General features: G+C 42.7%; 18 protein-coding genes. 9 read left to right on the plus strand and 9 right to left on the minus strand.

Translation table 11 applies throughout. The features are described 5' to 3' along the window. Positions 1 to 4: 4 nt before the first annotated feature. The 4 genes from hemJ to FO442_RS03950 all read right to left on the minus strand — a co-directional run bounded on the left by hemJ (position 5) and on the right by FO442_RS03950 (position 2,804). Positions 5 to 553 carry a protoporphyrinogen oxidase HemJ gene (gene hemJ / locus FO442_RS03935; RefSeq protein WP_144331852.1) on the minus strand — a complete coding sequence of 183 codons (549 nt, stop codon included), beginning with the start codon at positions 551 to 553 and terminating at the stop codon, positions 5 to 7. A gap of 68 nt (positions 554 to 621) precedes the next feature. Next, entirely contained in the window at positions 622 to 1,152 is a 531-nt protein-coding gene (locus FO442_RS03940; RefSeq protein ID WP_144331853.1) for a hypothetical protein, read from the minus strand. Between the two features lie 72 nt (positions 1,153 to 1,224). Further along, positions 1,225 to 1,992, minus strand: a complete 768-nt coding sequence (locus tag FO442_RS03945; protein ID WP_144331854.1) for a cyclase family protein — start codon at positions 1,990 to 1,992, stop codon at positions 1,225 to 1,227. Positions 1,993 to 2,000: 8 nt separating this feature from the next. Beyond that, positions 2,001 to 2,804: a M48 family metalloprotease gene (locus FO442_RS03950; RefSeq protein WP_144331855.1), complete on the minus strand. Its 804-nt coding sequence runs from the start codon at positions 2,802 to 2,804 to the stop codon at positions 2,001 to 2,003. 126 nt (positions 2,805 to 2,930) lie between these two features. Between FO442_RS03950 and uvrC the strand changes: the two genes are divergently transcribed. After that, entirely contained in the window at positions 2,931 to 4,718 is a 1,788-nt protein-coding gene (gene uvrC / locus FO442_RS03955; protein WP_144331856.1) for an excinuclease ABC subunit UvrC, read from the plus strand. On the opposite strand, the gene FO442_RS03960 is transcribed toward uvrC, so the two are convergent. Beyond that, positions 4,715 to 5,365: a hypothetical protein gene (locus FO442_RS03960; protein ID WP_144331857.1), complete on the minus strand. Its 651-nt coding sequence runs from the start codon at positions 5,363 to 5,365 to the stop codon at positions 4,715 to 4,717. The two genes, uvrC and FO442_RS03960, sit on opposite strands and share 4 nt — an antisense overlap. Before the next feature lie 167 nt (positions 5,366 to 5,532). After that, entirely contained in the window at positions 5,533 to 7,875 is a 2,343-nt protein-coding gene (locus tag FO442_RS03965) for a TonB-dependent receptor (protein WP_144331858.1), read from the minus strand. A gap of 44 nt (positions 7,876 to 7,919) precedes the next feature. Here FO442_RS03965 and dprA point away from each other — a divergent pair, with 44 nt between their 5' ends. The 3 genes from dprA (at position 7,920) to FO442_RS03980 (ending at position 10,662) form a co-directional block, all read left to right on the plus strand. After that, positions 7,920 to 9,023: a DNA-processing protein DprA gene (gene dprA, locus FO442_RS03970; RefSeq protein WP_186279879.1), complete on the plus strand. Its 1,104-nt coding sequence runs from the start codon at positions 7,920 to 7,922 to the stop codon at positions 9,021 to 9,023. Between the two features lie 54 nt (positions 9,024 to 9,077). Beyond that, positions 9,078 to 10,274 (plus strand): C1 family peptidase, encoded by a 1,197-nt coding sequence (locus tag FO442_RS03975; protein WP_144331860.1) that lies wholly within the window; start codon positions 9,078 to 9,080, stop codon positions 10,272 to 10,274. Between the two features lie 64 nt (positions 10,275 to 10,338). Next, on the plus strand, positions 10,339 to 10,662 hold the full coding sequence (locus tag FO442_RS03980) for a BlaI/MecI/CopY family transcriptional regulator (RefSeq protein ID WP_144331861.1): 324 nt from the start codon (positions 10,339 to 10,341) through the stop codon (positions 10,660 to 10,662). A 261-nt stretch (positions 10,663 to 10,923) separates the two neighbouring features. Here FO442_RS03980 and FO442_RS03985 read toward each other — a convergent pair whose 3' ends face one another. The 3 genes from FO442_RS03985 to mfd all read right to left on the minus strand — a co-directional run bounded on the left by FO442_RS03985 (position 10,924) and on the right by mfd (position 17,374). Continuing rightward, positions 10,924 to 13,032 carry a M43 family zinc metalloprotease gene (locus tag FO442_RS03985; RefSeq protein WP_144331862.1) on the minus strand — a complete coding sequence of 703 codons (2,109 nt, stop codon included), beginning with the start codon at positions 13,030 to 13,032 and terminating at the stop codon, positions 10,924 to 10,926. A gap of 97 nt (positions 13,033 to 13,129) precedes the next feature. Continuing rightward, complete coding sequence (locus FO442_RS03990; RefSeq protein ID WP_144331863.1) at positions 13,130 to 13,714, minus strand: hypothetical protein; 585 nt, start codon at positions 13,712 to 13,714, stop codon at positions 13,130 to 13,132. 312 nt (positions 13,715 to 14,026) lie between these two features. Further along, positions 14,027 to 17,374, minus strand: a complete 3,348-nt coding sequence (gene mfd / locus FO442_RS03995; protein WP_144331864.1) for a transcription-repair coupling factor — start codon at positions 17,372 to 17,374, stop codon at positions 14,027 to 14,029. A gap of 256 nt (positions 17,375 to 17,630) precedes the next feature. Here mfd and FO442_RS04000 point away from each other — a divergent pair, with 256 nt between their 5' ends. The 5 genes from FO442_RS04000 to FO442_RS04020 all read left to right on the plus strand — a co-directional run bounded on the left by FO442_RS04000 (position 17,631) and on the right by FO442_RS04020 (position 23,587). Continuing rightward, a complete protein-coding gene (locus FO442_RS04000; RefSeq protein WP_144331865.1) occupies positions 17,631 to 18,155 on the plus strand; it encodes a DUF4382 domain-containing protein in 525 nt (174 codons plus the stop codon). A 215-nt stretch (positions 18,156 to 18,370) separates the two neighbouring features. After that, positions 18,371 to 19,897, plus strand: coding sequence for a T9SS type A sorting domain-containing protein (locus FO442_RS04005; RefSeq protein ID WP_144331866.1), 1,527 nt, complete (start codon positions 18,371 to 18,373; stop codon positions 19,895 to 19,897). Between the two features lie 98 nt (positions 19,898 to 19,995). Then, on the plus strand, positions 19,996 to 20,886 hold the full coding sequence (locus tag FO442_RS04010) for a hypothetical protein (protein WP_144331867.1): 891 nt from the start codon (positions 19,996 to 19,998) through the stop codon (positions 20,884 to 20,886). Between the two features lie 181 nt (positions 20,887 to 21,067). Further along, positions 21,068 to 22,963 carry a formylglycine-generating enzyme family protein gene (locus FO442_RS04015; protein ID WP_144331868.1) on the plus strand — a complete coding sequence of 632 codons (1,896 nt, stop codon included), beginning with the start codon at positions 21,068 to 21,070 and terminating at the stop codon, positions 22,961 to 22,963. Between the two features lie 15 nt (positions 22,964 to 22,978). Continuing rightward, positions 22,979 to 23,587 (plus strand): RNA polymerase sigma factor, encoded by a 609-nt coding sequence (locus FO442_RS04020; protein WP_144331869.1) that lies wholly within the window; start codon positions 22,979 to 22,981, stop codon positions 23,585 to 23,587.

The raw sequence follows: 23,587 nt of genomic DNA on the forward strand, positions 1-23,587 counted from the left end.
CAAATTAGTTCTTCCGCAGCTTTTTATACAGTCTGATCCCCAACATCAATGCAATCCCAACCCCAAAGAATCCGATCACACCACCAATCCAGCCCAAACTTGTTTTCAAAATAACCAGGAACACGATCGCAACCAAAATTAATGTTGCCAATTCATTCCACATGCGCAAATGACCCGAAGTCCATTTAGACGAACCATCTTTCAATCGGTTCATAATTCCCTGGCAGATGAAATGGTATACGAGAAGAATCACTACAAAAGTCAATTTGATATGCATCCAAGGCATTTTTAAAAGTCCCGGATTTGCAAAAAGCATCAATGTTCCGAAAACAACAGTAAGGATCATTGCCGGAGTTGTGATAATATACCACAAGCGGTTTTGCATGACATTGAATTGCTGTTGTAAGACCCGTTTTTCATCATCGGGTCTCGCGTTGGCTTCCGTATGGTAAATAAACAATCTCACCATATAGAACAACCCTGCAAACCAGCTTACCACAAAAATAATGTGCAGTGCCTTCCAAATGTTGTAATTGTCAATCAAAAAATTCATTGCTGCAAAGTTAAAAAGAAACGGGAACACAATTAGTGTTCCCGTTTCCAATATTCTTCTATCCGGAACTAAACTTTCATTCCTTTAACCACCCGGTCTTTTCGTTTTGTCTTCTGAAGTTTCTTTATACGAACCTGCAAAAACGCGCTGCTTCCACCGGAAGCAATCGTATATGTCTCACCTCCGTATTCCATCGTTCCTCCGTTGTTTTTCCAATCTGCAACCAGATAGTATTTTCCGCTTGTCTGCGTAGCACGTGTTGCAAATTTAACGACACGACCCGAGCCAACTTCAAAACGAACGATTACCTCGTTATTCGGTCCTATTTTTTCAAAAACGCCTCTGGTATTTGTCGGGATAATTATCCGGTCCTGTGTTTTGGAAGAGCTCACAACCAACTCTCCCGAATTACCGGTTCCCTGATTCCCTGAAGATTGACTTTTCTCCAAAATAATATTCGAAGACGTATAAAACTGAACCTTCGTCATGTTCTCCGGTGTCAAATCAAAATCCTGTTTTACTTGATCTGTGTAAGGAATTTTTTGAGCACAACTTACAACAAGAAGAGATAAAACTGCAAAAGCAAAAATTCGTTTCATGTTTTAAAAATTTGTCCGTTTCAAGGCACCAAAAATAGCGCCAATTTTTAATTTATAGCAAATATAATCTTTTTAATCCTCCGCGTTTCGATGAAGCGGAAACAAAACCGGTCTGCTTGGTGTTGCATCGTTTACAAAGGGTGCGGTTTGAAGATTCAGCATATATTCTCCATCCGGAATGCCGTCCGGAACATAAATCATTTCCGTAATTGTTCTATCAAACCGTTCTTGCTTCGGAACACCCCAAAAACCATGGTGAAAAGCCAATTCTCCCCCATCTTTTTCCCGGTCGACCGAAGGCGTGTCGATCAATAAATGAAGCACCTCCAATTCATTCAGGATCGGCAAAATATCCACATCGCAATAAGCAGGATTCGTATCGGAATAATTCACGTGCATTTTCCCCTCCTCATTCGGAAGTGTGCGTATGAGAAGTGCTTCACTCTTCATTCCTGTTAATTGAGAAGAAATAGTTGCTGCCGTAATTACGCGGTCAACGGATCCGTCGGGCTGTAAGCGGATTTCCGGGGAAACCGTAATAACAACCGCAGAATACAGCAATTTATCAATGATGCCGTTTACGGAATGTACCTCAGAAGTAATGTGTCCCAAACACTCCGTATGCGTTCCATGTCCGTGCGGATTGAACCGGATTGAACGGAAATTAACACTTCCGCCTTCTACCACTGCGCCTACCCAGCCATTTTCCCGCACAGGTTCAATAACCGGTGGTGAAACGTACCACGCACACACATTTTGTTCCGATCCTTCCAGAGGAATAGCACAATCTATTCCTTCATTTGTTAAAATATAGCTTCCGTCTCCAAGAAATAATTGCATACTGATGTTTAAGGTAATTTGGCCATGATCTTTTTATACTCAGAAGCAAAATCATTTACTCCCTGACAGGCCATTTCAATGCGGTAGTTCCTGAATGCTTCTATGCGATTTTCAGGATTCGGATGTGTACTTAAGAATTCCGGTACGCGGGAACCTCCTGCAGCGTTGATCTTTTCAAAAAATCCTGCTCCGCCATCTGCCTGGTAAACCGTCGGGCAAAGGTATGTTACCGAGCCTTTATCTGCTTCCGCTTCATGGTTGCGGGAGAATTTCAAACCGACCAGTCCGGAGGTAATCTGTGCCAACTGCTGATGATCCCCGGCAATAATTGAAAGCAATGTTTGAACCCCGTACATCTGTGTCATTTGACGTGTAGAATGGCGAAAATCCGCGTGTGCAATTTCATGTCCCAATACACCGGCCAATTGAGCTTCATTGTCCAAATATTTCAGAATCCCGGTATAAACGTAAATGTAGCCACCCGGAGTGCAAAATGCATTCAATGTGCTGTCATCGTGAATGATACGCAATCTCCACGCAAAATCCCCTTTGTGCTGCACTTGTCCTGAATTCAAAATGGTATTCCGGATTTTATACAGGTACTGATATATTTCTTTGTGTGAAGCCGAATCCAGTAAGGGATATTCCTTCGGGTTTCCATCAATTTCAGCTGCTACCTGAGCACCCAACTGACGATCTTGTTCTACCGGGAAAAGATTAAATCCCGATCCTAACTTTTTGGACCCGTTACAATTCATTAAGGACCCTGCGCCACCAATTAACAATAAAGAAAAAACAATAACTCTTTTCATCATCTTGAGATTTATGCAAAAATAGATTAATTCCCAAAACTTTAGGCTTAAGCACTTATTTATCCCTGCAACTATTTCCCTATTTTAATACTTCTTGCTTAACTTTACATAGTGGAGGACAAAAAAATGGACATCGGATTAAAATTGAAAACACTGCCTGATAAACCCGGAGTGTATCAATATTTCGATAAGAACGGAACCATTCTGTATGTTGGGAAGGCCAAAAATCTCAAAAAAAGGGTTACTTCCTATTTCAAAAAGAATCATGAGCACGCGAAAACGTACATTCTTGTAAAGAAGATCGCCGATATTCAATACATCGTTGTGGATTCGGAAATGGATGCGCTCCTACTGGAAAACAACCTCATTAAGAAATACCTTCCAAAATACAATATTCAGTTAAAGGACGATAAAACCTATCCCTGGATTTGTGTCAAAAAGGAACCGTTCCCCCGCGTTTTTTCTACACGGATCGTTGTCAAGGACGGGTCCCGGTATTATGGTCCGTATCCGAGCGGACGTGTGATGCATACCTTGCTGGACCTGATCCGGGATTTGTTTCCCCTGCGTACTTGTGCTCTGGACCTGTCGGCGAATAAAATTGAAAAAAACGCCTACAAAGTTTGTTTGGAATACCACATAGGCAAGTGCAAAGGACCTTGTGAAGGAAAGCAGAAAGCATCCGAATACAATGGAATGATCGAACAGATCGAAGGAATTCTAAAAGGGAATATTTACAGCGTAATTCAAAACCTGAAGCAGTTGATGCAGCAGGCTTCTGCGGATTTCCGATTTGAAGAAGCCCACGATATCAAAACCCGTATCGAGATCCTTGAAAAATACAAGGCGAAGTCAACGGTGGTTTCTCCGACCATTCACCAGGTGGATGTGGTTTCCATGGTGGAAGATAACGACCTTGTTTTCGTGAATTACCTAGTTATTAACCACGGTGCGATCATTCATGGAATTACCGTTGAGGTGAAACGAAAACTGGACGAAACACAAGCAGACATCATCACGTTTGTTCTCCCCGAATTGCGGGAGCGTTTCCAAAGCGAGGCAAAGGAGATCCTGGTCGAAACGAACGTTGATTGGGAAATGGAAGGTGTTCGGTTTTTTGCCCCGCAGCGTGGCGACAAAAAAGCATTGATTGATCTTTCTCTGCGAAATGCAAAGTCTTACCGCATGGAAAAAATCAAACAGGAGAAGATCAAGGATCCTGAAAAACATACCAATCGCATCCTGGAAACCATGAAAAACGACCTGCGTTTGAAGGAGCTTCCCGTACATATTGAATGTTTCGATAACTCGAATATCCAGGGAACAAACCCGGTCTCGGCCTGTGTTGTGTTCAAAGATGCCAAGCCAAGCAAAAAGGATTACCGTCATTTCAATGTCCAAACCGTGGAAGGTCCGGATGATTTTGCTACCATGCGTGAAGCGGTTTATCGTCGCTACAGAAGACTCCTGGAAGAAGAACAGCCTTTGCCTCAGCTGATTATCATCGATGGTGGAAAAGGCCAGCTGGGCGCAGCACTGGAATCGCTGGAAAAACTGAACCTTCGGGGAAAAATTGCCATTATCGGAATTGCGAAACGTTTGGAAGAATTGTTTTATCCCGGTGACAGCTTACCGCTTTATTTGGATAAGCGTTCCGAAACCCTTAAGGTCATTCAGCACTTGCGGAATGAAGCACATCGTTTCGGGATCACGCATCACCGCAATCGCAGAAGCAAAAGTGCATTGAATAACGAATTGGAAACCATTCCCGGAATCGGTGAAAAAACCGTTCAGGACCTCATCAGGACGTTCAAATCCGTAAAACGTGTAAAGGAACAAAGCGAAGAAAGCTTAGCTTCCGTTGTCGGGAAAGCGAAAGCGAAGGTGATTATCACATTTTTCGGATCAAATTAAGCTAGCATCATAATCAGGAAAAGCCCTAACCCTGCAAGTACAATTCCACCAAAAATAATCGCCGGTATTACGAAACCGTAACTCAACTTTTTCAATCGGTATTTCTCCGGATGCTTTCTAAGAGAATGGATAATGAAAAACGCGAAAATCATGGCCAGAAAAAAAAACACTGCAACACCAATCAGAGCTTCAGCATAGAATGTGACGAAGAAAATAAAAACAATCCCAATACTCCACGCGCCCCAAATTGCCCAGGTCAAGGGATGCATTATTCGTTTCGGAACTTCTTCTGCCTCATCATCGGTTTCTTTCACCGGTGAAGATTCGCCGGACTTAATTTGCTGCTCTTTTTGAATTTCCACTTCGAATGGAAAGGGCGGTTCTTCCACCCGAAGATCTTCGATCACATTTTTGGTTTCAACAGCAACTTGTTCCATGCTTTCCGTTTGGCCTACACTTAAAGAGTCGTTACTTTTCAGTTCCACATGCACATCCGGCGATTCCATACTCAAAGTTTCGGAGGAATTCGGTATCGATTTAATTTTTCGGTTCCATTCTACGTGATATCCGTTTCCGAAATGGCGTTTTGTAATGGTGCAGGAACAAACTATTCCTCCACATATTAAAAGTAGCATTAGGTGTTTCATTTCTCTAATTTTAGAAACAAAGAAATAAATTGTTCAGCAAAAGAGAGTTGCGGTTTTCCGTACTTGAATTCAGACTGTACGCTTTAATCCAAAAGCAAATCATTTTTCAACCTTCGAGGTGAAAGAACGAAGAACATTTGAATATGTGAGCCTATTTGACCTTCTGGTTAAAGCTTGTAATTCAGCTGCAGCATAAAAGTCCGCGGCGCCTGAATATCACCCGGCCTGGTCATGTATTCGGTATTTGCAATGTTGTTTATGATAAACGCGATTTTGTACTTCTCCTTGTAACAATAACCGATCCGTGCGTCAAATACAACGGTAATTCCGTGGTGCTCTTCCCGGTAATTTTTCAATCCCGGCAGGATTTGCTGACCCAAAAACCCATTCTCAAAAATGTTATCGATGTTTTTCATGTAACTATTCAAGCGCATCGACCCTCCGACACTGATTCCTCTATACTCCAATTGAAGATCTGCTTTTGCCAGATGGTTGAAACGGTATTTCAATAAATTGGAACTCGTATCGGAAAAAGTGGAACGGTAAGCGGAATCCTGGTTTTTCGAGATCGGGTTCATATAGGTATAGCCCAATAAAGCCAAAACCCGGAACGGTCCCATGTATCCTTCACCCGAGATGGAGATTTCAGCTCCCGTTATTTCTGCAGATTCTGCATTTTGCGCGCGAAACCCGAACCATTTTTTATAGTATCCCGGAGCATTCGGATTAAAACTGAACGGGATTGAATCCGGTTTATAGAAGCCGAAGGTGAATTCCATCATGTTGTCGTAGTGATTGATAAATCCTGCAACATCCACAAATCCCTTCCATTTTCCAATCTTCACTCCCTGTTTCACCCCGATTTCCGCTGCCCAACCGGTTTCCGGTTTCAAATCCGGATTTGCAAAGATGAGCAGACCACCAACAGAAGTTGTTGTATATCTTTCTGCAACACTTGGATAACGAACCCCTTGTCCGAAAGAAGCACGTAAATGGGTATGTTTTGTCACAGCGTAATGAATTCCGGCTCTGAGAATTGGTCTGACCGGAATTTTCGTTGTGGAATCCTTCCCAAAATAATAATCCGAATCCCCTTGTCTTCCGTCCTGTTGGAAATATTCTCCGCGAATTCCCGCAACGATATTTACTTTTTTCCAGTTTTTCTCTCCCTGCAAATACAACGCACCGTTCAGGGAATTGTGATCACCGAACAGATAGGATTTCACCTCATTCGCAATGGCAGTCACTCCGGTCGTCAGTACCCACGAATTATTGTTCCATCCACGCTGAAACTGGTAATCTCCATACCAAACCTCCGATTTGGAACTTTGGGACAGGTTCGTATAATTCTTATTGTCTATAAAGTAAAGTCTTCCTCTCAACTGGTGTTTGTTCCCGAATCGATCGACGTATTTGATCGACGGATCAACAGATACGCGCACTCCGCGGTTGTAAGTCAGGCTAGAGCCCGCTACGCTGGTATCTGCGCCACCAAATGGTTGGTAAGCCAATGAATCACTTTCCCAGATGATGAAATTCCCTGTTTTTTGCAACTGTGCGTTCCAACCCAATGAAGCTTTGAAATTTTTAATTTTACCCGGCCGGTAACTGATCGTTCCGTTAAATCGACCGCGATCTTCCGTTTCTCCCTGGCGATACCCATCATTTGTATAACCGTAAGCGCCCAGTGTCAATCCAAATCTGCCGAATTGCTTTGAAAAAGTCAAATCTCCCTGGTAAAAGGTCGGGTTCTTGCTCCACCATTTCAAACTTGCACGTTTCGGGTTGTCGTAGATTCCTCCCTGCACCTGGACATTCAAACTTGCTTTTTCAGTCGGTTCCCGCTCGATCAGAGAAATCATCCCGTTCAACGCTCCCGAACCATACAATACGGAAGACGCGCCTTTGATCACTTCCACTTGCTGCACATTTTCAATGGGAATCGAATTCCATTTCGCATCACCCACATCAGCCGAAAGCAATGGAATTTCATTCCACAGGACCAACACCCTGCTTCCCGCTCCGTATGTAAATCCGCTTCCGCCCCGAATGCTGACTTGTCCGTCCATGGCATAAGCTCCGGGAACTTGATCAACAGCCTGTTCCAGATCCGTTATTCCTTTATTTGCAATCAATTCCGGTTTAATGATATCGAGCGAAATGGTCAATTCCTGTACAGACTGCTTTCTACGCGATGCTGCTACAACAACCGGTCCGATGTCCTGCACGGATATCAGGGGTTTTAATCGGATCGCTTCAATCCGGTTGGAAGTAATAATAATGGTATCCGAATAATAATCCGTCGCCGAGATAACACAGGTAGCAGGAAATGCCCCGATCTTAAATGAAAACTCCCCGTTTTCGTTTGCTTGCGTGCTGTTTCCACCGATGATTTTTAACTGTGCAAAAGGAATCGGTTGCTTTGTTTCCACGTCCGAAACAGCTCCAACAATCTCTTGAGAAAAAAGTGAAATCGGGGCCAAAAAAAGTAGGAGTAGCACTTGCTTCATACCGGTGTTTTTTCTTATATTCAATAGACCAAAGTACCAAAAAATTGAATTTTACAACCATTCATCATCAAATTGCACTTACCTTTTTAAGTGGTATCGGAAGTCGACGAGCACGGGTAATTGTTTCTCACTTCAACGACCTGGAGGCATTTTTCACAGAAAAGCGTTTGAACCTTGCCCGAATTCCGGGAATTCCGGCCGATTTCGTTTCCCTGAAGTTGCGGTTGAACGCCCTAAAGGAAGCCGATAAAGTTTTGCAGGAACTGGACCGGATTGGCGGGAAGACCGTTTTTTTCACGGAGAAAAACTACCCACGAAGATTGAAACAATGCGCCGATGCACCTTTACTGCTTTATACCAAGGGAAATATCGATTGGAATCCTCCTAAATTGGTTTCCATAGTTGGGACCCGCCATGCAACGGATTACGGAAAAGCCCTCACTCATGAGCTCATTGAAGGATTGGCGTCACAACACGTTACGATTGTCAGTGGCATGGCCTACGGAATCGATGTGTATGCGCATCTCGAAGCCCTGAAACACCAGCTTCCGACTTGGGGAGTTTTGGGTCATGGCCTGGCAAAAATGTACCCGGGAGAACACCGGAAAATAGCAGAACGCATGTTGGAAACCGGCGGAATCATTAGTGAGTTTATTCCTTCCCAAAAACCCGAACCACAACACTTCCCCATGCGGAACAGGATTGTTGCGGGTTTGACCGATGCAACCATTGTTATTGAAAGCGGTGAAAAAGGCGGCTCCTTAATTACAGCCTCTCTTGCTGCAGATTATAACCGGGATGTTTTTGCCTATCCAGGCGATGTCTCCAGGCCGTTTTCCTCGGGCTGTTTGGGTTTGATCCAAAAAAACCAAGCCCAGTTGATCCGCAATTCGAAGGATTTGATCCAAAGTATGAATTGGCAGACTGCGGAAACACCTTCCGGGCAACAGCGGTCGTTATTTGTGGAACTTAATGTAAGAGAGGAAAAAATTATGGCTGTCCTAAAAACCAAACCGGAACTGACCTTAGATACCATCGGTTACCTCTCGGCCCTCACTGTCAGTGAAGTTTCCAGTGATTTATTGAGCTTGGAATTCAAAGGCTTAGTTCGCTCTCTTCCGGGAAGGCGCTTTCAACTTATACAGTAAAGAACAAGTGTGTTTGCGCTTAAATTTCTATTTTAGGGGCCATAAACTAGAAAAATGAAAAAACATCTTTTATTTGGAGCCTTGGCTCTAAGTACCCAAATTGCCTTTGGACAAACAGTAACAAACGCTACAGACAGTAAGTACCAATTCACCAAAGTAGTTCAATTAGATGCAAATCCGGTTGAAAGCCAGGGAATGACAGGAACCTGCTGGAGTTTTTCTTCCTTGTCCTTTTTCGAAAGTGAATTGATCCGTTTGGGACACAAAAATCCGGCTGAATTATCTGAAATGTACATTGTACGTAAAGCATACGAATCCAAAGCAGAGCGTTTTATCCGTATGGACGGAAAAATCAACTTTGCCGAAGGAGGTGCATTTCACGATATTCCTTACGTGATCAAACGTTACGGGATTGTTCCTAAAAGTGTTTACACGGGATTAACGAATGGAAAAACCACTTATAATCACGAAGAATTATTTGCCGTATTGAATAGTTTCATGCAAACCGTTCTTGCCGAAGTTCAGAAGGGTCACGGAATCGGTAAAGAATGGAAAAAAGCATTCTCCTCGATCCTGGATGCTTATTTGGGTCCCGACGTAACGGAATTTACACTCGATGGGAAGAAATACACGCCGATAACCTATGCAGCTTCTCTCGGACTGAATATGAACGAGTATGTTTCCATTACTTCATTCAGTAACGATCCGTTCTACGAAACTTGTGAAATCGCTATTCCGGACAACTGGGCTTGGGGAGACAGTTACAATGTTCCGTTGGAAGATATGGTTGCCGTTGCAGAAAACGCATTGAAGAATGGATACACTTTGGCTTGGGGAGCGGATGTTTCCGAGAAAGGCTTCAATTTCCGTCAGGGTATTGCCATTTTGCCGGAAGACGAGTCTACTATCCAAACGCGTGGAAAAGACAACAAATCATTCAACGATGCGGGAGCTGCAAAAACTTCCAATGCATTTTTGGAACCGGTAAAAGAGAAAACCGTTACGCAGGAATTACGTCAGGAAGGGTACGACGGGAAATTAACAACAGATGACCACGGAATGCACATTGTAGGTTTGTTTAAGGATCAAAACGGAACACGCTACTTTTTGGTGAAAAATTCCTGGGGAACGGATAATTTACCACAAGGATATCTATACGTTTCCGAGAATTATTTCCGTTTGAAAACAATCAATATTTACTTAAACAAAAACGGTTTAGCAAAGGATTTGAAAGTAAAACTAAAATTGTAAGTAAATAGTTTGCAGGATACACTTTTTTTGTTAGATTTGTCACATTACCACAAACTATTATAACATGGAAAGACTAACACCCGCAGAAGAGAAAGTCATGTTACGGCTTTGGAAATTGGAAAAGGCGACAGTAAAGGAAATTGTTGACATGTACCCGAACCCAAAACCCGCTTACAACACTGTCTCAACTATTGTAAGGATCCTGGAACGCAAAAAATTCATCAAGCACAAACCAATGGGAAGAGGTTACATTTACCTTCCGAAAATTGGCCGCGAGCAGTACCGCGATTATTTGGCGGACTACATTTTGAAGTTTTACTTTGACGGGAGCCGAAACGAAATTGTTTCTTTTTACAATAGTAATGTTACGCTCAACGAAATTTTATAACACACACCAAAAAACCCCGACTCATCATCGGGGTTTTCTTTTCATATTTGTAAACGAATACCATTCCCCTTATTAACTCAATTGATTTAAAATCAGTGATTTAAATAAAAATCTGTTCGTATCTTTGGGAACACCCGAATTTACAACTTTGCGATCTGAAAACCCGGACAACCTAAAAACCCTACCCGAAAAGTGATTAAAAACTCAGAGCAATCCGAGACCACTTTTATCTTCCATAGTACAAATCCGGGAACCAACCGGTTAATCGATAATCAATCGAGTCAAAAACTTAGATCCTTTTTGCGTGACTTCTATCAAATAACATCCCGATTTCAGATCCGTATTCAATTGCAGGTCACTTCCGGATAATTCTTTTTGGTAAACCAATTTTCCCTGGATATCTCTGATTGTTAAATCTGCTTTGGAGCCGCTCAATCCAGAGATTCCAATCGTTCCTCCTTTTTGCGAAGGGTTTGGGAAAATGCTGATTCCGGATAATTCGCTGTCAGATATACCAAGCACACCATCAATCACAAAATTATCGATGTAGAGGTTATTGGAAAAGTTCGAAGCAATGAACTCAAACTTGAAACGCGTCTTCGTATCTGTTGAAGTGGTAGTAAAAGGAAAAGATACCTGTTTCCACTGATTTTGAGCTGGCAAATACATCGAATTCTGTGCTGCAAAAGCAGTAATCAATGCCGTATCACTAATCATCTTTTTCTGTACCCAGGTTTCCCCGCAATCCCTGGAATAATATACCTTCAACACTTCGGTTGCAGAATCCGGAACGGCTGCCGAGCCATATGCATAATCAAATGAAATTGTGATACCAGTTGACGTCGACAAATCAAAAGCAGGTGAAATCAGGTTGTCCTTACTTCCATTAATCTGCCGGGCATCTGCCAGATAACAAGGCTCAGTAGTGTCTGCTTCGTAATGGTTTCCCAGTAAAAAACAGCCGGTATTCTGCATTCCGCCGTTAGCGATATGTTGGAAATAGCCGCTGTCATCCTGCATATTCTGACTCTGCCAGAAATTTCCTGAAGTGTTGAAATCCTGAACCGTAGGTCCGGTAAATTCCGGCCAGCTGCCGCTTACATAAATCATCGCATTTCTGGTTGTTGTTGTTGATCCATGCGGACCCGTAGCCGTCAATGTTACGTTGTAATATCCCGGATTCGCATAAGTCACAATCGGATCTTCCAGCGGAGAAGTCGCCGGGTTACCTCCCGGAAAAGACCAGGAATAAAAAGTTGTTCCGAAAGGAGTTAATCCGTTTTCCGTAGAAAATTGAACGTCATCGCCAGCACAAATCATTCCGTAAGTAAAAGGGTTCGAGTTGTTGTTATTGCTCAAAATAGAAAAGTTTGAATTTGGGGCAACCTCAGCAACCGGAGGGGTAGCACCAGCAGTTCCTGTTGCGTTCAAATTAGCTGGAGTCCACAGCTGATCCCTGCTATAAAGCGGACTTTCCACCACAGAGCGCATCAAATCCACCTGTCCGTTGGTAAACATGCGCTGGCAGTATGACAATTCCATGAAATTCTCAATATTATCGCGCGGATCAAATCCCCAATAGGCAAAACTGGCAGCATCGTCAGTGTCATCACAGGAATTAACACTTAAATTGCAGAAACTGTTTCCTTTCGAGATCGGCGTATCAATTATTCCGTCCGAGTAATTGCATGATTCCCCCAAATCCTGGTTTCCACACGTGTGAAACAATCCGAAATACTGACCCATTTCATGAGTCAGTATGTGCCGCAACGAAGTGTTTCCTGTTCCGATCGATCCCACAGATTCATTCAAAATTACAATCCCCTGATTACATGAATTCAGACTTGTTAAAGGATTACTAGTAAACCCAAACACTCCGGGAATCGTTTGTCTCACAACCCAGATATTTACGTATTTGTGAGAATCCCAGGCATTGATCATGGCTGTTTCATCACCTACATTCGTCAGCGGACTAAAAATCCGGTCTATTCCATCAGTCGGGTTTCCATTAGGAGCGATTGTCGCCAAACGGAATTCGAAATTTGCCTTGCCCTTAATCGTATCAAAAGGAGCTGTTACAAGCGTAGTGTCCGCATTCATTCTCTGGAAATCTTCATTCAGGTTCTGTAACTCGTCCCAAACCTGGGCCTGGCTGATATTCTCCGACCCATTCTGATGCAGCACGTGAAAAACCACCGGGATAATTTTCAGATCAGTAGATTTCTGAGAATGGGCCAAAAGCGATTTGATATTCTTCAGCGCCTCCGTATCGGGATTGACATGCCGGCAGGTGTGTGTTTGCTGGGCATTTACCCCAAAGGATGTACTCAATAATAGCGCAAATAGAAATGAGGTGGTTTTTAGCTTCATAGCGTACTAGTTTGGTGCAAGCTACGGGTTTTATCCGAGTTGAGAAAGATGATTAGTAATCCATTGATTTAAGGGGAGCTTTGGTTGAGGGAAGGGGTTAATTAACCAGTTTTATTTCTGGCATTTCAACTTGAAATATCTTGCCGATTAATTCCAACCTCATTTCACCCAATGATTTTAAAAAAGGAGTGATTTTGTAACTATAGGCTCTCTTTGAAAAGGCAAGAACCAGAATTGCATTTTTATTCTTTCCAATCTTAACCTGCTTGTATCGATATAAATTGAATTCAACGATTGTACTATAATCACCTTCGGCTTCTCCTCGCAGAAAATCGATCAATATGGTTTTATCATCCGAATTCCTTGTTATTGCATAGTTACAAACAGGATCTGTTTTCTTAGCCTCCTTTAATTCGTTTATTTTTACCGCAACAGCATCCTCAATCGATACGTTCTCATTCAAAACAAATAAGGAAATCATTTCATTGAAATCCGGAAGCGAGTCATTATCTGTTAAATATTCCTGGATATAATAATTGTCGTTTTTTGCGGACCATTTCAAGTCATACACTTTCTCATCGAATGTAATCGTCTTTACATTCAAATAATCGGTTGGCTTATTGTCGGATGTGAATGACAGCAAAGTCATTGCAACTAGAAGGAAGAATTGAATTTTCATCATTTAATTTGTGGAAAATTAAACAATTCATTTGACTTGAAGAAAGTCCTGAAAAGTCATTGATTAAAGTTCACATAATGTACTTAGAATCCGAGATTTTTGTACGGACAATCCCCAGGTTCAATTTATCCGTGCTCAGTTTGATTCATCAAATCAAGCAATGATGCATAGTCATGGTGGTACCTGATATTCCTGTCAAGCCGGATAAAGGAAAGCAGGTGGTTGATTGTTTTCATCCTTCGAATTTATGAATTTCTTGTTTATTAAAAACACCTATCATTCCCCTTTCCAAACAGAAAGCATGAAATACCTCTTTCATTCGGAATCAACCACCTCCCCCAAGCGCTCAAACGCCTGGTCCATGTTCATTACGTTGCTGTAGATCAAACGGAGCTTGTCGTTCTTCTCGCTCATTTTGCAGTCTTTCGGGTTGCTTTGCACGTACTTCAGGACTTGTGTGAACATCGGCGACTCGTAGTATTTGCTCTGCGGATTGGACACAAAATAACCGATCATGGAACCCTGTTTGATCACCAGTTTCTCGAAGCCGATTTCCTGTGCCAGCCAGCGCAGCTCGAAAGAACGTAATAGTTCTTTCACTACCCTCGGAAGCGGCCCGAAGCGGTCGATCAATTGCTGTTTGTAGTTCTCGATCTCTTCCTTGGTCTCCAGGTTGTCCAAATCCTGGTATATGCTCAAACGCTCCGAGACGTTGTTGATGTAATCTTCCGTGATGCGCAGCTCGAAATCCGTTTCCAGGACGCAGTCTTTCACGAAATGTGCACCCATCGTTTCGGTGTTGCGATCATCGTAGAGGTCCTTGAATTCTTCCTCTTTCAATTCGTCCATGGCTTCGTTGAGTATCTTTTGGTACATCTCGAAACCGATCTCGGAAATGAATCCGCTTTGTTCACCTCCTAATAAGTTTCCGGCCCCGCGGATGTCCAAATCTTTCATGGCAATGTTGAAACCGGAACCCAGGTCGGAGAATTGTACCAGCGCTTCCAGGCGTTTGCGTGCTTCGGAAGTCAAAAGGCTGATCGGCTGTGAAATGAGGTAACAGAATCCTTTTTTGTTGGAACGGCCCACCCGGCCGCGCAGCTGGTGCAGATCGCTCAACCCGAACATGTGTGCATCGTTGATAATGATCGTGTTCGCATTCGAAATGTCAATTCCGGATTCAATGATGGTCGTTGCGATCAAGACATCGTATTCTCCCTGGATGAAATCCATCATGATTTTTTCAAGCTGTTTTCCTTCCATTTGTCCGTGACCAACAGCTACCCGGACTCCCGGACATAAGCGCGAAATCATTCCCGCGATTTCTTTGATATTTGCCAGTCGGTTATTGACAAAATAAACCTGTCCGCCGCGACTTACTTCATAAGAAATCGCATCGCGGATGGATTCTTCGTTGAAGGTAATGACTTCCGTTAGGACCGGCTGACGGTTTGGTGGCGGCGTATTGATGATGCTCAGATCTCGTGCACCCATCAGGGAGAATTGCAGCGTTCTCGGGATCGGTGTTGCGGTAAGCGTGAGCGTATCAACTGTCGTTTTCAGGGTTTTCAGTTTGTCCTTCACCGCTACCCCGAACTTCTGTTCTTCATCAATAATAATCAGGCCCAGGTCCTTGAACTTCACTTTATCACTGACAATTTTGTGTGTTCCAACCAAAATATCGATTTCGCCGCTTGCTACTTTTTTCAGGGTAGCTGTTATTTCTTTCGCGGATTTGAAGCGATTGATGTAGTCCACGTTAGCTGGAAAATTTTTTAACCTTTCTGCAAAAGAACGCGCATGCTGATGACTCAGAATGGTTGTGGGAACCAAGATTGCTACCTGCTTGCTGTCGGCCACTGCTTTGAATGCTGCACGAATAGCCACTTCCGTTTTCCCAAAACCGACATCACCGCAAACCAGGCGATCCATCGGCATGGGTTTCTCCATGTCTTCTTTCACCGCTTGCGTTGCTTTCAACTGGTCTGGAGTGTCTTCATACATAAAGGATGCTTCCAGCTCATTCTGAAGATACGTATCGGGAGAAAACGCAAAACCGGGTTGAGATTTGCGTTTTGCATACAATTGGATCAAATCGAACGCCAGCTCCTTGATTCGTTTTTTCGTCTTTTGCTTCAGGGTTGCCCAAGCCTGCGTTCCCAGTTTGTTCATTTTCGGAGCGGCACCGTCTTTCCCCGTAAACTTCGAAATGCGGTGCAACGAGTGAATGCTGACATACAACACATCGCCGTCTTTGTAAACCAGCCTGATTGCCTCCTGTGGTTTCCCGTTCACATCAATGGTCTGCAGGCCGGAAAACTGTCCCACACCATGATCGATGTGCGTCACGTAATCTCCTTTTTGCAGGTTGTATATTTCTTTTAAGGTCAGTGCTTGTTTTGCCTGGCGGAAACCTTCCTTTAATTTGAACCGATGGTAGCGCTCAAAGATCTGGTGGTCGGTATAGCAAACCAATTTTAGTGAAGGCAGGATAAATCCTTCGTGCAAAGCAATGTTCATAGGTTCGAATTCCACTTCGGCACCAATGTCTTCGAAAATCTGGTACAAACGCTCAATTTGTTTCGGCTGATTGGAAAAGATCAGGTTTGAGGCGCCAGCTTTTTTCCGCGCGATCAGATCATCCTTTAACAGATCAAAGTCTTTATTGAATGTGGGTTGATGAAGCGTTTCAAACGCAATTGTTTGCGAAGGTTTGAAAGCATATTCCGGACCGATCTCCACAATCGAATGCACCCCAATCTGTTCTTTCCAGTCGGAAGGATGCATGTACAATTCACTTGGCAAGCTGTGTTTGATCGTGTTTTTGGGAAGTGAATCGTACACCTTTACGGCCTTTTCATAATCTTTTTCCAACGCAGCTTTCACCAGGTCATTGGATGCGAGCCAAATCGTGGTTTGTTTCCCGATAAATTCCAAAAAAGTTCCGTTTCCGTTCAGGACCAGTTGGCGCTGCACATTCGGAACTACTGAAAAATGGGTATGTGTATTGATTGACAATTGCGAAACCGGGTCAAACGTTCGGATTGAATCTACCTCATCCCCGAAAAACTCTACCCGGAAAGGCTGATCATTCGAAAAAGAGAAAATATCGACAATCCCGCCACGAATAGAGAATTGTCCGGGCTCATAAACGAAATCTACCCGTTCGAAGCCGTACTCCAATAAGAATTCGTTGAAGAAATCAATGGAATAGGTTTTTCCCCGTTCTACACGCATGGTGTTTTCGGAAAGTTTTTTCTGGGTCGGGACACGCTCGAATAGGGCTTGGGGATAAGTGACAATCCAGGTGTTTTTTCCGGTATTGACCTTTTCCAGTACTTCCGCGCGCGCCACGACATTTGCGTTATCGGTTTCTTCCAGTTGGTAAGGGGTACGGTAAGATGCCGGATAGAAATAAATGTGTTTGTTTTCCGGATATAATTGTTCCAGGTCATTGAGGAAATACGCTGCGCTTTCTTTGTCCTCCAAAATGAATAAGTGATTCCCCGGAACCTGTTCACACACAGAAGCCACCGCAATCGATTTGGAAGATCCGATCAGTCCTTTCCAATGAATGCGGATTTCTGCCTGCTGCAATAGATTGGCTGTTTCGTCTAATCCTTTGAGCTTTTTGAAAAGTTGTAAAAAATGTGCCTGGTCCATATTTTGAATAAACAGTTTAGGGGACACAGCGCACTGTACCCCCTTGTAATATTGTTGCAAAGGTCGGGATTTTTCGTGGATTGGTCTGTGGTAGTGGCGGAAAATTTTCTGCCACTACTCAATCCTTGTTTTTGCTTTTTGAAACCATTTTTTTCAAAATGAAAAATTTTTAAGTTCCTTCCAAATCCAAACCCTTTAAAATCAAGCTTTTCTTTTTCTGGCATAGCTTTTACTAAGGAATAGAAAAACGAAAGTTATGAAAGCAGTATATATTGTAGCGTTGGTTGCAGTGGGAATGTTGGGGATTTCAACTGGGTGCAAGAAGAAAGAGGGAAATAGTCAGATGACTGTGAAGATGGTGGATGCGCCCGGTGATTTCCAACAGGTCAATGTAGAAGTTCTGCAGGTGCAGGTACATCACAGCGGTCAGGGCTGGATCAATCTTCCTACAAATGCAGGAGTTTATGATTTGCTGACCTTACAAAACGATGTTTCTGCAACGCTTGTAAATGCAGGAACACTTCCTTCGGGTGATTTACAGCAATTACGCCTGATCCTGGGAGATGAGAACAATGTCATGGTAGACAGTTTGTACTATCCTTTAGCGACTCCCTCAGCGCAGCAATCCGGACTAAAAATTAATTTGAACTCAAATTTTGCACCGAATACACAGTACGAATTGGTACTTGATTTTGATGCAGAGCAAAGCATTGTGATCCAGGGAAATGGGTCTTATTCCTTAAAACCTGTTATCCGTGTTTTATCGATCAATCCTATTTAAATTTCTTTAGGTGTGGTGTAATAAGTAGTAGTAGTATGTCCACAAAAAGCCATTCGTCTCCACGAGTGGCTTTTTTAGTTTGGCCCGAATCCTTTAATCAACCACTTGTGCCGCTAACTAGCCGCCTTGTTCCGTTCCGTCAATAGAACATTCATTCGTTCAACTCTTTTCCCCGACCCGGCGTTCAGTGTTATTATTCACTTAATAACTCAATTATGAAAGCAATCATTACTTCTATCATGTGTTTACTCGCATTTGAGCGGGCATTCAGCCAGGGATCCGTCTCTCAATCCACTTCAAACTCACAAGTTACATACTGGGTATCTAATAATGGCGTGATGTTCAACAACCCATTGCCTGGTGGTACCGGAGGATACTTTATTCCAAAAGACAGCTTAGTAAGCGCACTATTTGCAATGTCTCCGATGATTATAGCAGCAGACGTGAATGGTCAGCTAAAAGGAGCAGTTGCCAAATACCAATCTTCCGATTTTTTTCCGGGACCGATTGCTACAGATTACAATGCTCCTGAGTTTACTTCCGGCGGATTTGCAATTGCTATCTGGGAAATGACAAAAGCAGTTGTTGATAACCACATCGCGCATTGGATGGATCCCGGATACGTTGTTCCTCCGGGTATTAATTCCTGGCCCGCAAATGGTAATACAGCTAATGGACAAGCTTTTCTACTGGCTCCTTTTCATGATAATAATTCGGATCAGTATTACAATCCTTTAGACGGTGACTATCCATTGATCCTGGGAGATAAAGCAACTTACCTTATTTTAAACGATATGAAAGGGATTCATCCGTCCGGAATAGATCCTATGAACCTGGAAATGCATCTCATGTATTATCAGTATGAAAATGCGTCCGATCCGATACTGACTCAAACAACTTTTGTTCAAACAACACTGTATAATCGTGGTACAATCCATTGGAATAACCTTCGTTTCGGGCACATCATCGATTTCGATTTGGGAAATCCGATGGACGATTACATAGGAACGAGCGTAGCACAACAGATGGCCTATGTATACAACGCTGACCTGAACGACGAGTCTTTTTCCGGTCATCCGGGATACGGAATTAATCCACCGGCAATCGGTGTTATCTCACTGGATGGCAACCTTACTTCAAATTTACCGGTTCAGGCTATGAATTTTCCAAGTACGGGCACTGAATACAACAACCTGATGAATGGATTCGACGTTGATGGCAGTCAATTCTTTGATGGTTCGGGAGCGCCGACAACTTACATTTTTAATCAAGCCGGATCAAATGGCTGGAATGAGCTCACAGAAAATAATCTACCCGGAGACCGCATTGCTGCCTCAGGTCATGCCGTTGCCAATTTCCCTCCCGGGGCTTCATTGGTTTACAATCATGCTGTTGTTTATGCACGGAGCGAATCAGGAACCATTTTTTCCAGTGTAGACAGTTTATTGGGCGTTGCCAACCATATCCAGGATTTTTACGACCACGCTATCAGTCTAAATGTCGGTGAACTACAGCAATCGGTCCTGAACGTTTCCATCTATCCGAATCCTGCCAAAGAGCTACTCATAGTGGAAGGTGCTACTCATGCGACTTACCGCATCCTTACTTTAGACGGAAAAGAAGTGCAAGCCGGCAACCTGGAAAATCCGATTATCCGATTGGACTTGTTAAAAGGAGGTTTCTATGTACTGGAAATTACTGCAGGTGGAAAATATGACCGCAAATCCTTTGTAAAAGAATAGGTTGAAAATACCGGACCCTGACATGGATTGTCAGGTTTTTTTTGACAATTTCATACCTGCGCAACACTTAGATTCTTAAATTTGAGAAAATTGAATGTATGAAAAAAATCATCTTGTCATTAACCACCCTGTTTCTTGCAGGCATGTATCAGGCTCAGGTATTACAGTACACTCCCGATTCAAAACAATTTCAATCTTTAATTACCCGTACAATCAATGTGGTTGAAACAGGAAACGAAGAGTTTGATAAAGCCCTTCACTCTGCTTTCGATACGTATTGGAAATCAACCAAGTTTGAATACATCAGTTACGACGATTTTAAGAAGTCGGTAACAGACCAAAGCAAATCGTTCTTTATCCCAATGAACATCAATGTAACTTTTACAAAAACAAAAAACGGGATGCAACAACAGGCGTTGTATGAAAAAACCAAATTTTGGTATGGTTTGATCAACGGCGGTAAAAAATCCATCGAGAATTATGGCGATAATGATGTGATTGTTTTGAGTCCGATCGGTTTATACAGCGGTGAAGATCAACTTTTCCCTTCCATGTACCGATTGGATTACGTGGTAAAATCCATGGATGATGCGATCAGCGGAGCAAAAAACGGTGAGGTTAAAGGAAAATTACTGGAAAGCTTAAAACCGATCAATGCCGGATTTGTAAAAATTGCCAAAGAAAAAACACTGATCATTAATAAAGACGCACATTCTGTTGCAATGGGGAAAGACCGTGGCCAAACCACACTTGAAAAAGCTCTGGCTGAATACCCTTACAAATACAAATTTGTGAGCGACAGTGAGTTCAAAGAGATTATGGCCGGAAACGACGAAAACTATATTTGTCTGTTACCCGTAATTGAGGTGAACAAGCACATCCTGGTTTTTGAACCTGCTACCAAAAAAATCGTTTACTACGGATGGCAGATGCAGGGACTTGAAGTAAAAGCAGGCGACATTAAGTCTCTTTCAAAGGGCGAAATTTAACTTTTTAAACTTTTGATTATTAAGCGGTTTTTACGGAAACCGCTTTTTTTTTGAAAATTTTTTTGATCTGATCTGAACCTTTTACCAGCGGCTGAGTAATCCTTTTAGAAACCAAGAGGTCAAGCCCGCTATGCTTACGTCATAGCTTTAGCATAGGCGCAGATTTTTTTAATTTAAGAACATGAAACACATATTTATCGGACTTACATTTTTGGCCTGTCTGAACGCATTTTCTCAGGAACAAAAACCGGAAACGGTTTACAGCATAGCAAAGGAAGTGAAGGAAGCTTCCTGGTACCAAACACAGATCAAGCTTTGGAAAGCGGAAATCGATAAAAACACGAAGAATGGAGACGCATGGTTGAATTACTATGCGGCAACACGTGCAATGCGGCTCCTTGCACCGCATGATTCAGATGAAAAGAAAAAATATGTCGAACTGTGTTCAAAAATCCCGGAAGAAGTTCAAAAAGCGATGCCCAACACTTTTGAAAGCCACTTTATTACCTTTGCAGAAACCCAAGGCGCCGGAGGAAGCCCGGAAGAGCTCCTAAAAGCCGCCGCCATCAATCCGTACCATCCTCAGATCCTGGACGAGCTTTTAATCTATTATACTACTCAACGCGATCAAAAAAATGTTGACCTGTACGGAAGAAAAATGTTTGAATCCAATGATATGCCGGTTGGGATGTTAAATTGGGGATACAACGTGCTTTCGGAGCTGGATGAAAACGCGATCTTATTTACTTGCGGGGATAACGATACCTATTCTACCTGGATTATACAGGCGGCCAAAAATGTTCGAAAGGATGTTACGGTAATCAATACCTCTCTCATCCTGTTAGATGATTATCGAAACAAGTTATTCCGGGAACTGGGATACGAATCTCTTGAGTTAAATCCAGCCCAAACTCAGGAAGAGATGGAAGCCAATTCAAAACGCATTTTCGAACACCTTTTCAGGGGAAAAAGATCCGTGTATGTTGCAACAACTGCCATCAGCCTGTTTGAAGAACAGTATGCAGATAAATTATACCTTACCGGGCTCGCTTACAAATACAGTGAATCCGGTTTTGACAACACGGCGATCATCCGCAGAAATTATGAAAAAAGGTACTTACTGGATTACCTGAAAGAAGTGTTTTCCTATAATATCGGTGATTTAAAAGCGGAGGAATTCAATGGTATGTACCTTCCTTCCATGATCAAATTATACCAGCATTATTCGGAAACGGAAGAATTACTGAAGAAGCAAAACCTCGAAATATTATTGCTGAAAGTAGCCGAACAAAGCGGTCAGCAAAGTGAAGTGTTCGAACTTCTTTCTGCCCAATATAAGCCCGTTTCCATTCTATCAACGGTGATGGACCTCAAAAAACTTGAAAGCAATCTGATTCCAATTAGCGGAAATGTCTATATCGATAAATATGAAACGACCAACGGTGATTATACCCGGTTTTTGAATAACCTGAAGCTTTCCGGTCAAAAAGAACTGTATGAAGCCTTCTTGTATGATTCCACTCAATGGACAAAAGGGAAATATGCAGTCAGTTTCAATGATCCAATGATGAATTTATACCATTGGCATCCGGCTTATGAAAACTATCCTGCTGTTTGTATTTCATACGAAGGAGCAAAAGCTTATTGCGAATGGTTAACCAAACAATACAATTTGCAGCGCAAAAGAACCTACACCCAGGTTGTTTTCCGCCTGCCAACCGAATCGGAGTGGAGATCCGCGGCTGGTTCAGGAGATCCGAAAGCAACGACTCCTTTCCCGAATAACCAGATCCAAAACAGTAATAACTGTTATTTAGGGAACATTCGTACTTCGAAAGACCGGTTTTTTGATGACGGTGGTTTTCACCAGGTAAAAGTATACAGTTACCAGCCAAACAAGCTCGGGCTTTACAATACATTGGGGAATGTTTCCGAAATGACCATCAAAAAAGGAACCGCACTTGGAGGATCGTGGTATGACTTATTTGAAGAATGTACCTTTGATAAAACACAGCAGTATTCAAACCCAGACCCAACAGTCGGCTTTCGCGTTGTGATGGAAATAATAGAAAAGTAATAAGCCTAAGTATACTTGAAACGTTTACATCATAAACAACAAAGCGACGAAGAGCTGATGGTCCAGGTAATGGGCCATCACGCTTCTTTTTCTGCCAAACAGGCAGAAGCTGCATTGGTGGAATTGCATCGCCGGTACAGCAAGAAGTTGTTGGGTTATTTTATCAAGATGCTGAACAAGGATGTGGATTTGGCACAGGATTTTGTGCAGGAAATATTCTTAAAGCTCATGGAGAAAAAGCACCTGTTTGATCCGGACAAGAAATTCTATTCCTGGATTTTTGCCATCGCTTCCAACATGTGTAAAACGGCTTACCGCCATCATGGAAAAACGGTTTCACTTCACCCTGAAATCAATCATCCGCAGGGATTGGCTGAAAACCTGGTGGAAAAAAGGCTGTTTTTAATCGCATTGCAGGAGGGAATCGACAACCTGGAGCACCATCATAAAACGGTCTTTGTATTGCGGTACCTGGAACATTTTTCCCTAAATGAAATCGCTGAAATAACCGAAAGTTCCCTGGGAACGGTTAAGTCCAGGTTGTTCTACGCGACCAAAAAAATCACGGATCATCTCAAACACTTTGATCCGCGTTTTGAAACAACACTTTTTAAATTGAATTGA

Source organism: Fluviicola chungangensis, from assembly GCF_007558725.1.
GTDB classification, from domain to species: Bacteria; Bacteroidota; Bacteroidia; order Flavobacteriales_D; family Crocinitomicaceae; genus Fluviicola; species Fluviicola chungangensis.